This window comes from Paenibacillus sp. JJ-223 (assembly GCF_927798175.1).
In the GTDB taxonomy this organism is placed as follows: domain Bacteria; phylum Bacillota; class Bacilli; order Paenibacillales; family Paenibacillaceae; genus Paenibacillus; species Paenibacillus hubeiensis.
The window spans coordinates 100,876-113,473 of sequence record NZ_CAKMMP010000007.1 but is presented as its reverse complement, the minus strand read 5'-3'; the positions used below and the strand labels follow the sequence as shown (position 1 = coordinate 113,473).

The following is a 12,598-nucleotide window of genomic DNA, read 5'->3' as shown; positions in this document are numbered from 1 at the left end:
GCCATTACGTCCTCTGTCGACCAGCACAAAAATAAAGTCTGACCCGGCTTTTTTGCATAAGGGTCAGACTTTATTTGCGTTAATTGCGTTATATGATAAATGCTATTGCCTAAATCTGTTCATGCACAGCAGACGTTACCAAGCATAAGCGTTTGGTGCGTGTCCACCAGGCCCTGGGAAAATCTCGTCCAGGCGCTTGAGCACTTCCGCATCGAGCGTAACCTCAAGGCATTTGAGCGCCGTTTCGAATTGCTCCAAGGTACGTGGGCCGATAATCGGTGCGGTAACCGCCGGGTTGGCGGCAACCCAGGCCAGGGCGACGGTATCCTGCGGTTCGCCAAGCTCGCGGCACAGGGCGGCGAATTGTTCCAGCTGCTGCTGCTGACGGTCGATGCGTTCGGCAATGCCGCTGCTGCGTGAGCCTTCCAGCTTCTGGAGCGCGTTGCGTCCGAGCAATCCGCCATCCAGCGGGCTCCACGGAATGACGCCAAGCCCGAGCTCTTTGGCGGCAGGCAGCACTTCCAGTTCCGGCAAACGGCAATTTAGGCTGTATTTGTGCTGTTCGGACACCAGGCCGAGAAAATGGCGGTTTTTGGCTTCGCTCTGGGCAATGGCAATCTGCCAAGCGGCGAAGTTGCTGGAACCGACGTAACCGATTTTTCCTTGATGGACGGCATTCTCGAACGCTCCCCACAGCTCGTCCCAAGTAACGGCAGGGTCCACATGATGCATCTGGTACAGTTCGATATGATCCGTTTGCAAACGGCGGAGGGAGCCTTCCAGATGGCGCCTGATTTTATATGCAGAGAGACCGCTTTCATTGTTGGGACCATCGGTGTCGTCGTGCATGGAGCCGTATACCTTGGTGGCAAGCACGACTTTTTCCCGGCGGTTGCCGCCTTGTTTGAACCAGCGCCCGATGATTTCCTCCGTTAGCCCGGAGTTTTCTCCCCAACCGTAAATGTTGGCCGTGTCGAAGAAGTTGATTCCGGCGTCCAATGCCGCATCCATGATGCGGAAAGCTTCCTTTTCATCCGTAGCGGGTCCAAAGTTCATCGTGCCGAGACAGATCCGGCTTACCTTGAGTCCTGATTTTCCCAAGTACGTGTACTGCATGATTACAATCCCTCCTGTACTAACCTGAAATGGAATTACCGTTTCCATTGTAACCCATACGGAAGGGGACGAACAACGACGCTCACTCTCTTATAGGCAAAATCTATTAAAGTCATAGATTGTATATCTTGGTCAAATGGACGTGTAATATGATAAAAAGGAGAGAGTTGATTCAACGATACGTTTGAAATGAATGAAACGATGTAAGGAGAGGACAACCATGGCAGATGTAAAAAAGATTGCAGTTATCGCGGGTGACGGAATCGGACCCGAAGTTGTGGCCGAGGCGGAAAAAGTATTGAAACGCACCGAGGAAGTATTTGGTTACCGTTTTGAAACAGAGCATGCTCTGTTCGGCGGAATCGCCATCGATGAGAAAGGAACCCCGCTTCCTGAAGAAACGCTGGCTGTATGTAAAAGTGCTGACGCGGTTCTGCTTGGTGCCGTTGGCGGTCCGAAATGGGATAATAACAGCAAGGAGCTTCGCCCGGAAACCGGTTTGCTCGGCATTCGCAAAGAGCTTGGCTTGTTCTCGAACCTGCGTCCGGCGGTCGTGTTCGATTGCCTGAAGGATGCTTCCACGCTTAAACCTGAAGTGTTGGAAGGAACGGACCTGATGGTCGTACGAGAACTGACGGGCGGGATTTACTTCGGGGAGAAGTTCAGACGCGAAAGCGATCAAGGTCAAGAGGCCGTGGATACATGTGCTTATAATGTTACGGAAGTGGAAAGGATCGTCCGCCAGGCATTCGAAATCGCGCAAGGACGCCGCAAAAAGCTGGCTTCCGTAGACAAAGCGAACGTGCTCGAAACCTCCCGCCTCTGGCGCGAAGTCGTTAACCGCGTGGCTCCGGACTATCCGGACGTTGAACTGGAGCATGTATTGGTCGACAACTGCGCGATGCAATTGCTGCGCCGCCCGGCCAGCTTTGACGTGATCGTTACGGAAAACATGTTCGGCGACATCCTTAGCGATGAAGCAGCGATGCTGACCGGTTCGATCGGCATGCTCGCCTCCGCGTCGCTGGGTGAAGGCAGCTTTGGCCTTTATGAGCCGGTGCACGGCTCCGCTCCGGATATCGCCGGCCAAGGCTTGGCGAATCCGATCGCTACCATTCTTTCGCTCGCCCTGATGTTCCGTACAACGTTCGGTTATGCGGAAGGCGCCGATGCCATCGAAGCGGCCGTATCCGAAGTGCTGAATGCCGGACACCGCACGAGTGATATCGCCGTGGACAAAAGTACGGCGATCAGCACCACCGAGATGGGCGACCTGATCGTTGCAGCGATCAAAAAACAAGCTTAATATGTATTGACCGTTCAAGCAGCCTTTTGCTTTCCGACAGGATCGTAGAGGGCTGCTTGTTTTCACGATTGCTGCACAGAATGTCAATAAATTTTCTTATTTATAATAATTATAAAAAAATAACGTTTATAATCTTGACTTTGATAAGTCCGAATGATAACATTTTAAATGTACTCGTTATGCGGTACACAACATCATTCATCGCAGGACAAGCGACATAGCGTGTCCTGATCTAAGCACTCCGCAAGGAGGCTTACATAATCCCAAAGGAGGAATTTTAGTTATGGCAGAACGTTTGGTTGGCAGACCAGCACCTGATTTTGCAATGGAGACAGTAACAGGAGACGGACAAGAATTTGGTTCCGTTAAACTGTCCGATTACCGCGGTAAATGGCTCGTATTTTTCTTTTATCCTTTGGATTTCACATTCGTGTGTCCTACTGAAATCACTGCTTTGAGCGATGCTTACGAGCAATTCAAAGCTTTGGATACCGAAATTCTCGGCGTGAGCGTTGACTCCGTGCACAGCCACAAAGCATGGATCAACACGCCTAAAGACAGCAACGGTTTGGGCCAACTGAACTTCCCGCTGGCTTCCGATATCACGAAACAAGTTGCTAAAGATTACGGCGTTCTGATCGAAGAAGAAGGCGTTGCATTGCGCGGGCTGTTCATCATCGATCCAGAAGGCGAATTGAAATACCAAGTGGTGAACCACAATGACGTAGGCCGCAGCGTTGAAGAAACGTTGCGCGTACTGCAAGCATTGCAATCCGGCGGATTGTGTGCAATGAACTGGAAACCAGGCGACAAAAACCTGTAAGCCGAATCAACTTGAACAATACAAGTTCAAGCCCTCACCCCGTAAGGGATGAGGGCTTTTTGCACCCTTTTTGTGAAAATTGCCCATGATTGTTGTTTAATAGAAGATAAATACGTGTTATTAATGTAAAATATAAATGTTAGGTATTTGGGGCTTCAAAAGAGGAATCGCTCCATGTAGAGTCGAATAGGGTATGAAAACCAGAATCATGTTGAACCATTGCTGAACATACTATTTTATAAATGTTGAATACGGATGAAACCATCCCCGGACGGAAGAGCCAGAGATACCCTGAAAGTCAATATCGGTTAATTTTCGGCACGTTAGAAGGAGGATGAACAAGAATGAGTTACTGCTGTGGGGCAAGTATGGTGGGAACAAAGGGCACACTGAAGCACTACCGAACCCAGGTTCATAATGTTCCCCTGCTGTTTTGCCCGGTATGCCACCGGGTCGAGGTGCATTACAAAGTGGAAAACGAATATGAGATTTTGGCTGAATACGCGCATGGAGACGGTGCTTCCGAAATCGACTTTCAAGACTACGTCACCGAGGACGAAGACGCCATCTTCGAAAACTGCATCAGCAGGGAGAGCGAGGATGCGCTCGTCATTGTACAGCGCCAGATCGACATGTCGCTTGATTTGCTGCGGCTTGCCAAGGAAATGAAGGATGAGAAGTGGGAAAGCGAGCTGAAACGACGCCTTGCCGTTATGAGCCAGCGCAGATTGAAGATTCAGCATAACAAAAGCGGACTCTAGGTGATGCCTTTATCCGCTGAATAGATGTTTTTTTCTGAAGCGAAGCGGATTCGCAGTTTGCGGATTGGCTTCGCTTTCATGCATTCATTTTGAATACAGCCGTCCGCCGATTCGAGTTTTTTCTTAAAATAATTTCCATTCGACACTTTCTCCGATTGACTCTCTTCCATAAACTTGTCTATGATAAAAACAGACTTGCGAAAGTGGCGGAGCAAAAATTGGTTTGTTTTTTGGAATAGGATAAGCTTAGAATGGAACCTTCATCTTATTTTTCGGGATCGTTTACTGGTTACCGGGAATGCAGAGCAGCCTGAGTTCCGGACATGCAATCCATATTTCGGCTAAGCTCCCTTAATGAAAGGGCACCGGTAATGAACAACAAAAATCGGCCCTTCCTGTTTCTGTGATGATATGATGTCCGAATGGCAAGTTTATCATTTACGTGAAAAGGAGGAACCTGACATGATTAGTGAATTTCAGGAAACAGTGATTCAACCAACAAACGGGCTTCCTAACGTGCATCTGGATAATAATAAGTATGAGAATGTGCTGGAGCATCTGGATAGCGGGATCATGTTGTTTGACAGCAACGGTGTTCTGACATTCATTAATGTTCAGATGGCGAAACTGTTGGAGCTGCCCAGAAGTTTGTTGAGTGGCTGCACCCTGATGGAAATGCTGCATCATCCGCAAATGAGCCGATACAAAAAAAAGAAGATCCTGCGTATTTATCGGGAGACTATCTTTCACCGTAAGCGCTATCATGAGCTTATTGATGAGTATGGAAGGCATTGGCTGGTTACCGTAACCTATGGCGACCAGATGGATGGAGATTTTTTATTCAGCGTTAAGGACGTGTCCGACTATAAACAAATCGAACAAACCGCTTATCAAAATGACAAGCTTGCGATGCTGGGACGTATTTCGGCTTCGATCGCCCATGAGATCCGCAATCCGCTAACGGCCATCCGCGGCTTCATTCAGCTGCTCCGTCCCCATCTGCTGCAGCTCGGCAAGGATGAATATGCCCGAATCATACTGACCGAGATCGATAGGGCAAATGATATCATTTATGAATTTCTGAACTCTTCGAAGCCTTCGGCACCTCAGAAGACCATTATGTCCGTGGATTCCCTTCTGAAAGAAGTGGTATTGCTCACAGAGAGCGAAGGTTTAATGAAGGGATGCGAGATCACGCTGGATGTGGCGACTGATGCGTCGATGAATGTGTCCATTGATGTCAAGCAAATTAAGCAGGTTATTCTGAATATGGTAAAAAACGCGATGGATGCCATCGAAGATGTAGGGGAGGAACATGCGGGGCTCATTCGCATTTCCACGGCCATAGAAAACCGATACGTTAAAATCTCCATCGCCGATAACGGACAGGGCATGGACCATAACACGCTTGTTCGCTTGTTTGATCCGTTCTTTACGACTAAAGAAAGCGGAACCGGACTTGGACTGTCGGTCAGTTACCGAATCATCAAAAACCATGGAGGCACGATTGCAGTTGAAAGCCAAAAGGGCGAGGGGACCCTTTTTATCATCAAGCTGCCACTGGTTTAACCCATGCCAAACAACAGGAGTCCGGCGAATTTGGCGGATGCCTGTTGTTTTTTTATTGGATGAAATGAGTTATCGTTATAAGGAATACGTTTACATAAATAGCGTTTTTGGAGAAAGGAAGGTAGGTGCGTCTTGGATATTCGGGAAATGGAACAGTTGAAAAATCATGTGTTGGAGCATGTCGGGCAAGTGATTGTAGGCAAAGATTTTACGGTGGAGCTGGTGTTGACGGCGATGGTTGCGTCAGGGCATGTGCTGCTTGAGGATGTGCCCGGCACGGGGAAAACGATGCTGGCCAAATCGATCGCTGCTTCGGTGGATTGCTCCTTTCAGCGCATTCAGTTTACGCCGGATTTGTTGCCATCCGATCTGACGGGCATTCACTTTTTCAATCAAAAGCAAGGGGATTTCGAATTCCGGAAAGGCCCTTTGTTCGCGAATTTCGTCCTTGCCGATGAAATCAACCGAGCCACACCGCGTACCCAGTCCAGTCTGCTGGAATGCATGGAGGAGGGCCAAATCAGCATTGACGGCATAACCAAACGGCTTGAAAAGCCGTTTGTCGTAATCGCGACCCAAAATCCAGTCGACAATCAAGGAACGTTCCCGTTGCCTGAGGCGCAGATGGACCGTTTCATGATGAAAATCCGTATGGGATATCCCAGTTTGGATGAAAGCGTCGAGATTTTGAGACGTACCGTGGCGGGGAGATCTGCAGCTGCCTTAACCGCAATCGTCACAAGGGAGCGGTTACTGCAGGCTCAAGAAGCATATCGTTCCGTGCAAATCGAGGAAGATCTGCTGCGATACATTACCCATTTGGCGGAAGAGACCCGCAGCCATCCCGAACTGTCTCTCGGAGTCAGCCCCCGTGGAGCACAGGCGCTGCTAAAAGCTAGCCAGGCTTGGGCAGCGCTGCATGGCAGGGATTATGTGCTTCCTGATGACATCAAGCTGCTGGCCAAGCCCGTGCTGGCCCACAGATTGGTGCTGCGGAACAGAGTGCGCCAACAGGAAGGCATGGCGGAACGCATCATTGACGATCTGCTTGGACGAATCGACGTACCTACTGAAAATGCCGCTCTAGGCAGTGGGCGATAAGATGGCACTGCTATGGCTAATCGTTGTTGGAGGGGTTGTCATCGGACTGCATGGTCTGGTGTTTGGGCGCCCGGCTCTGCGAAGGATGACATATGCCAGGGAATTCAGCAAAAGGCGTTGTTATGCCGGGGAACAGGTTGAAATGATTGAAACGATCGCTAACGAGAAGCGTTTCTCGGTTCCTTGGCTCAGATTGGAGGCCATGATGCCAGGCTCGTTTATATTTCGAAGCGGCTCGGGTGTGGATATTAGCCAGGGAGACATCTATCAGAACCATAAAAGCATATTTACGTTAAAACCATTTACCCGCATTACCCGGAGGCATCCTTTTACATGCGCCCGTCGCGGGATTTACACCATGAATACGGTCACGATGACGGGAGGAGACTTGTTTGGGTTATGGAGTTTCTCCAAACCGCTGCCCGTGGAACTCTCTATGGTGGTATATCCTGCTTTGGTCGCCGAAGAGGATATGCCGTCCATATATCAGATCTGGCAAGGCGAGGTGGAGGTCTCGCGCTGGATCGTGGAGGACCCGTTCCTTATTTTGGGGGTGAGGCCATATGGCCCGACGGATCCGATGAATCGGATTCATTGGAAGGCAAGCGCGAGAACCGGCGAGCTGCAAGTGTACAAACAGGGATGGTCGGCTGATCCGCAGTCATGGATTATCGTGAACGTTCAGGAATCGGCAGAAATGTGGAGCGTGGTGACCCGCCCGGACGTGATCGAACGCGCGCTAAGTTATGCGGCCACGGTTGCAGGAGATGCTGTCCGCAGGGGGCTTCCTGTCGGTTTCGCGCACAACGGCTATCGGGCCAAAGGGGGGCAGGATCCGCTGCGCATTGAACCGGACTATGGAACGCCGCACCTGGAACTGCTGCTGGAGGCCATGGCTGAGGTAGAGCTCAAATGCATGACCCCGATGGAACAGTTTCTGCGGACCGAAGCAGAATATGGTGAACTTGCCGAGCAGGCGTACAGCTATCTCCTGATCACATCTTATGTTTCCGAAGCGATGGAGCGGGAGATTGCACGTTTGCAGGAACAGGGACACAAGGTGACTATTCTTCCTGTCGTCGAGGTACAGACTGACAGCAGGGCGGTGAGTGCGTGACAAAGGTTGAATTTTTTTCCGACGATCGTTGGTTCTGGCGTTCATTGTGGGCAGTATGGCTGCAAGGCATTTATATGTATCCGCTGCTTGTTGTCACCGGGCTATACTCAGGCACGCGTCTGCCTTTCATTCTCTTGATGGTTCATGGCGGGGCAGGACTGCTGGGCGTAATCGTAGGGAGAAGATATAGGGGGACACGGAGAAAGGCATGGTTGCGCTTGGGCGCGTCATTCGTCATGGGCATGTTGGCCATGGTTGTTGCCTTGCCATTCTCATTACCCTTGTTGGATCTGGTTTCAGTGGCGGTATGGGGAGCATTCGCCGCATATATGGGATTGACTCCCGAGCCTGAACTGAGGTCCACGTTGAGCTGGAGGCTGCAAATGTTTGGCGTCGCTGGAGCAATTGTGGCAAGTGCCGTCTCCAGTCTGGAACCTTTCCGAGTTTTGCAGCCGTATAACAACACGCTCTATGTATCGGGGGGGATCAGCTTTGTTGCCTGGTTGCTTGGCATTTATTTCGCCCAACTGGACCGGGCCATGCTGAACGACGGCAATCGGAGAATGGTGCTGAAGGAATTTGTCAGGGCCAATCATGTTCGTTTGCTTGTCCTGTTGGTCGTGATTGGCGCCATTGGAGCTTTTCCAAGCTTGGCCGCCTGGCTGGTTCCGCTGCGAGACCGTTTGCTGTCTTGGATCCGATCGCTATTGGGTTCGTCTTCTTCCTCTGAACCGCCTCCGCCTCCTTCCGCTGCCAATGAGCCGTTGATGTTTCCTGGGGAAGCCGAGGGTTCGCCGGGAGAGCCGTCCATGCTGTGGAATATTCTCGGTTGGGCAGTCTTGGGACTCGTCGCAGTGGTCATCTTCTGGCTGGTTGTGCGCTTGGGCAAAAGAGTGTTCATCAAATGGGTTGAGCGTTTTAAACGTTGGCTGGAACCTGCCGAATCCAAGAAAGAGCCGATTACCGCTTATATGGATGTCAGCGAATCGCTGCAAGTGCCTGCGAAGAAACGAAAACCATGGTTTCGGAAAAAGGATTCGCTGCCGTCGGAAGATGCCGAACGTGTGCGTTATTATTACGGGCGCTGGATCAGAAATGCCAAGCGGTTGGGTGTGCGCTTACCGGATTCCTCAACCCCTTTGGAGGCGGCTGAGGTCATCGGTCGTGAGCGGGGCACCCATAAACGGGAGGAAAGCAGGCTGACCGAGGTTTTGCCGCATGCTTATAATGAAGTGCGATATGGAAATAAAGTTCCGGACCATGAGGCGCTGAAGGAAATCGACCGGATCTGGAAGTCCGAAAGAGCAAAATAAACCCGTAATCCCTTTACTTTTCTTGTGTCGTTCAAGTATCATGAGAGGAATACACAAGATGGTGAGAAAAGGAGCAAATAAATGAAGACAAATCATAGCAAAATTGTGGATTGTACGATCCGTGACGGCGGATTGGTCAATAACTGGGACTTTAGCGTGGATTTCGTTCAGCGGTTGTATGCCGGATTGAACGAAGCCGGCGTTGATTATATGGAAATTGGCTACAAAAATTCTCCCAAACTGCTCAAAGGCGCAGAAAACGCGGGTCCATGGCGTTTCCTGAACGATGATTTCCTGCGCAAAGTCATCCCGAACAAAGGCAACACAAAGCTGTCTGCTCTGGTTGATGTCGGCCGCGTGGACGAGAGCGACATTTTGCCCCGTAGTGAAAGCATGCTGGATTTGATTCGCGTGGCATGCTACAGCAAAGATGTGGACAAGGCGCTTGATCTGGTACAAACATTCCATGATCGGGGATATGAGACAACGCTGAACATCATGGCATTGTCCAACGTGATGGAAAATGAATTGTTGGAATCGTTTGAACTGATCAAAGAAAGCTCGGTGGATGTAGTCTACATCGTGGATTCCTACGGCAGCTTGGATCACAATGACATGAAATACCTGGTGGAGAAATTCAAAACGCATCTGCCGAACAAACGTCTGGGCGTGCATACGCACAACAACATGCAGCTTGCCTTCTCCAACACGCTGGTGGCTGCCGAGCTCGGCGTAGAACTGCTCGACGCCTCCGTCTACGGCATGGGGCGTGCAGCGGGCAACTGCCCGACCGAATTGCTCGTTGCGCATCTGAAAGGGACCAAGTACAACTTGCGTCCGGTGCTTGGCGTACTGGAGGAATTGATGGTTCCGCTCCGTGAAAAAGAAGAGTGGGGTTACATCTTGCCTTATATGATCACTGGAACGTTGGATGAGCACCCACGTTCGGCCATGGCGCTTCGTTCGTCCGAGAACAAGGATAAGGTTGTCGATTTCTATGACAAGCTTACAACGCCAGAAGTGAATTTTGACAAATAAAATAGGTCCATTTGCTGTTGTAGAATTTGAAAACACGAACTTCCTCAGGGGGTTCGTGTTTTTTTTAGTTCTTATTTCCTTGGTTTTTAATATTTATATGAATAATTGTTCCTATAGGCTCATTTTTTTTAGTTCACGTCCGCAAAATAAAATGTTATTATGTACCAGATAGCATGTTAAACATGGGAATTGAACGTTAGCAGAAGAGAAATTGTCGAATGATGTAGAAAATTACGGTCATTCTTTCCGCGATGATCTCACTAACGGAGATTCCGACGAGTGTTAGGGTTCAGCTTATTTCAGGATAGGTAATCCAGGGAAGGACAAAACAAGGCATGAAGGCTAATCTACAGGATCAGAGAATGGTAGGCTGGGTCGCCATTGGCGGTCTGATATGTTTCATCGCAGCTCAATGGTTTCGTTCCTCCGAAAGCTCTGATCTGATCGTATCGGCATACCCGGTTCTTATGTTATTGGGAGGGTTTGCAGCAGCTGCGGCGTGTATCGGCATATATAATCAGAGCTGGCTGTTCCAGACCCAGAAGCTGACCTTACGCCGAATTTCGTTAACGACATTGTTTTTGCTGATCGGACTGTTTGAACTTGTTCACATTGTGTCGTTTGCAGAGGGAATTCCGAACGGAGCGATGCTGGAATCGGAATTTTCGCTCAGAATGATGACATGGGGATCGCTGTTATGCGCATTGGGTTTGCTACTGATTTATGCGATGGGAGACAAGGAAGTTGCGTCTCCGCGCAAAATTTTGCTTTTTGGCGGAACGTTGGTGACTTTTGTCGTTTTGTATACGTTGGGCATTCAGGAGTGGAACGGGTTCCCTAAGCTGATGCAAGGCAGCGTCCTTAGCCCAACGTTTATGCAAATCCATTTTGCGATTGGATTGCTGTACGGCGTTGCGGCCATTATTTTGTTCGTTAAATGGAAACAAAATAAAGAAGCTGAACTAGCCTCCCTTTTGTGCGGGGTCATGTTTTTTTTCTATGCGGAATGTTATTACGTTGCTGCAGTACGTTTTGATGATCTGAACTTGTGGTTTGGTCTGGTCAGCAATTGCCTCGGTTACTTTCTGATTCAAAAAGGACTTTATGTGTCCGTTGTGGATACGCCATTTCTCAAACAGCAGGTCGCCGAAGCCAAGATGAATTATATCGCTCATCATGACGATGTAACCGGGCTGCCGAACAGGCGTCGCCTGACGCAGCGTCTGAGAAGCATGATGGACGAAGCGGTGGAGAAAGAGCAGCTTGTCGGGGTTTTGGTCTTGAATATTAATCGTTTCAAAAACATTAACGATTCGCTTGGGCAGAAGGCGGCCAATGACGTTTTGCGCCAAGTAGGGCAATTGCTGAAAAACTCGGCTCTCCCCGACGAAGAAGTATTCGGGTTGGGGCGAGATGAGTTTGTCGTGACCATAACCGGATTTCCGGAAGCCGAAACGGCATTAAGGCGGGCGAGAACGGTCATGCAATTGTTCGAGAAACCTGTTCAAGTGGACGGAAACGAATACCATTTGACGCTTGGCGCAGGACTCGCCCTGTACCCTCATGACGGCGATTCGCCCGAAGAGATTATTCAAAATGCGGATACCGCGCTGCATTATGCGAAGGAGCAGGGCATAGAGCTGAACCGCTATGCCCATTCGATGCAGATGAAAGCGCTGGAACGGATGCAGCTCGAGAATGATCTGCGCAAGGCACTTGATCGGGGGCAATTTTATCTGGTGTATCAACCTCAGGTTAATTTGGCGAGCGGCCTGATCGTAGGCATGGAGGCATTGGTACGATGGCAGCATCCGGAGAGAGGCTCGGTATCGCCAGCGGATTTTATTCCATTGGCCGAAGAGAGCGGGTTGATCGTTCCCCTTGGAGAATGGGTGCTCAGGGAGGCGTGCAAACAGAACAAGCTCTGGCAGGAGGCCGGTTATCGCAAGCTATGCGTATCGGTGAATTTGTCCATGAGGCAATTCAGGCACTCACATCTGTTGGACAATATCCGCAGCATTTTGGAGGAAACGGGACTTGATCCGGCATGGCTGGAATTGGAGATCACGGAAAGCATGACGTTTGATAAAGACCGTGCTTTTGAACAACTGCGCAATATTAAAGAGATCGGTGTTCACATCAGCATCGATGACTTTGGAACGGGCTATAGCTCCTTGCACTATCTAAAGGATCTGCCAATTGACCGGCTCAAAATCGACCGTTCTTTCGTCAACGAGGTGATGGTGGATCGCAACAATGCGGCAATTGTATCGACCATTACTTCCATGGCCCATCACCTGCAGTTGAAAGTGACGGCGGAGGGCGTGGAAAATGAGGAGCAGCTGTCCTTTTTGCGTGACCAGCATTGCCATGAAGCACAGGGTTATTTTTTCAGCAAGCCGATCGAGGCTGCCGATTTCGAACATTTGTTTTTGCGCGATGCGGCAGGATAAG

The 12,598-nt window shown here is 49.9% G+C and carries 10 protein-coding genes; 9 read left to right on the top strand and 1 reads right to left on the bottom strand.

All coding sequences use genetic code 11. The features are described from left to right. Positions 1-135 precede the first annotated feature (135 nt). Positions 136-1,116 carry an aldo/keto reductase gene (locus tag L6H98_RS14210; RefSeq protein WP_236415986.1) on the bottom strand — a complete coding sequence of 327 codons (981 nt, stop codon included), beginning with the start codon at positions 1,114-1,116 and terminating at the stop codon, positions 136-138. A gap of 220 nt (positions 1,117-1,336) precedes the next feature. Here L6H98_RS14210 and leuB point away from each other — a divergent pair, with 220 nt between their 5' ends. The 9 genes from leuB to L6H98_RS14165 all read left to right on the top strand — a co-directional run bounded on the left by leuB (position 1,337) and on the right by L6H98_RS14165 (position 12,597). After that, the gene (gene leuB / locus L6H98_RS14205) at positions 1,337-2,422 is read left to right on the top strand and encodes a 3-isopropylmalate dehydrogenase (RefSeq protein ID WP_236415984.1); all 1,086 of its coding nucleotides are present in this window, start codon (positions 1,337-1,339) and stop codon (positions 2,420-2,422) included. A gap of 283 nt (positions 2,423-2,705) precedes the next feature. Then, positions 2,706-3,245, top strand: coding sequence for a peroxiredoxin (locus L6H98_RS14200; protein ID WP_236415981.1), 540 nt, complete (start codon positions 2,706-2,708; stop codon positions 3,243-3,245). A 344-nt stretch (positions 3,246-3,589) separates the two neighbouring features. Further along, entirely contained in the window at positions 3,590-4,006 is a 417-nt protein-coding gene (locus L6H98_RS14195) for a hypothetical protein (protein ID WP_236415979.1), read from the top strand. Positions 4,007-4,468: 462 nt separating this feature from the next. Then, positions 4,469-5,575, top strand: a complete 1,107-nt coding sequence (locus L6H98_RS14190; protein ID WP_236415977.1) for an ATP-binding protein — start codon at positions 4,469-4,471, stop codon at positions 5,573-5,575. 132 nt (positions 5,576-5,707) lie between these two features. Next, positions 5,708-6,676, top strand: coding sequence for a MoxR family ATPase (locus L6H98_RS14185; RefSeq protein WP_236415975.1), 969 nt, complete (start codon positions 5,708-5,710; stop codon positions 6,674-6,676). Between the two features lies 1 nt (position 6,677). Then, positions 6,678-7,793, top strand: coding sequence for a DUF58 domain-containing protein (locus L6H98_RS14180; RefSeq protein WP_236415973.1), 1,116 nt, complete (start codon positions 6,678-6,680; stop codon positions 7,791-7,793). After that, positions 7,790-9,106: a hypothetical protein gene (locus L6H98_RS14175; RefSeq protein ID WP_236415971.1), complete on the top strand. Its 1,317-nt coding sequence runs from the start codon at positions 7,790-7,792 to the stop codon at positions 9,104-9,106. Before L6H98_RS14180 ends, L6H98_RS14175 begins: the two co-directional genes overlap by 4 nt. A gap of 81 nt (positions 9,107-9,187) precedes the next feature. Beyond that, on the top strand, positions 9,188-10,144 hold the full coding sequence (locus L6H98_RS14170) for an aldolase catalytic domain-containing protein (protein ID WP_236415969.1): 957 nt from the start codon (positions 9,188-9,190) through the stop codon (positions 10,142-10,144). A 335-nt stretch (positions 10,145-10,479) separates the two neighbouring features. Next, a complete protein-coding gene (locus L6H98_RS14165; protein ID WP_236415967.1) occupies positions 10,480-12,597 on the top strand; it encodes an EAL domain-containing protein in 2,118 nt (705 codons plus the stop codon). The last annotated feature ends 1 nt before the right edge of the window (position 12,598 follow it).

Excerpts from the sequence above, each read along its gene's own strand:
- L6H98_RS14210 (WP_236415986.1), bottom strand. The coding sequence starts at position 1,116 with ATGCAGTACACGTACTTGGGAAAATCAGGACTCAAGGTAAGCCGGATC.
- leuB (WP_236415984.1), top strand. The coding sequence starts at position 1,337 with ATGGCAGATGTAAAAAAGATTGCAGTTATCGCGGGTGACGGAATCGGA.
- L6H98_RS14200 (WP_236415981.1), top strand. The coding sequence starts at position 2,706 with ATGGCAGAACGTTTGGTTGGCAGACCAGCACCTGATTTTGCAATGGAG.
- L6H98_RS14195 (WP_236415979.1), top strand. The coding sequence starts at position 3,590 with ATGAGTTACTGCTGTGGGGCAAGTATGGTGGGAACAAAGGGCACACTG.
- L6H98_RS14190 (WP_236415977.1), top strand. The coding sequence starts at position 4,469 with ATGATTAGTGAATTTCAGGAAACAGTGATTCAACCAACAAACGGGCTT.
- L6H98_RS14180 (WP_236415973.1), top strand. The coding sequence starts at position 6,678 with ATGGCACTGCTATGGCTAATCGTTGTTGGAGGGGTTGTCATCGGACTG.
- L6H98_RS14170 (WP_236415969.1), top strand. The coding sequence starts at position 9,188 with ATGAAGACAAATCATAGCAAAATTGTGGATTGTACGATCCGTGACGGC.
- L6H98_RS14165 (WP_236415967.1), top strand. The coding sequence starts at position 10,480 with ATGAAGGCTAATCTACAGGATCAGAGAATGGTAGGCTGGGTCGCCATT.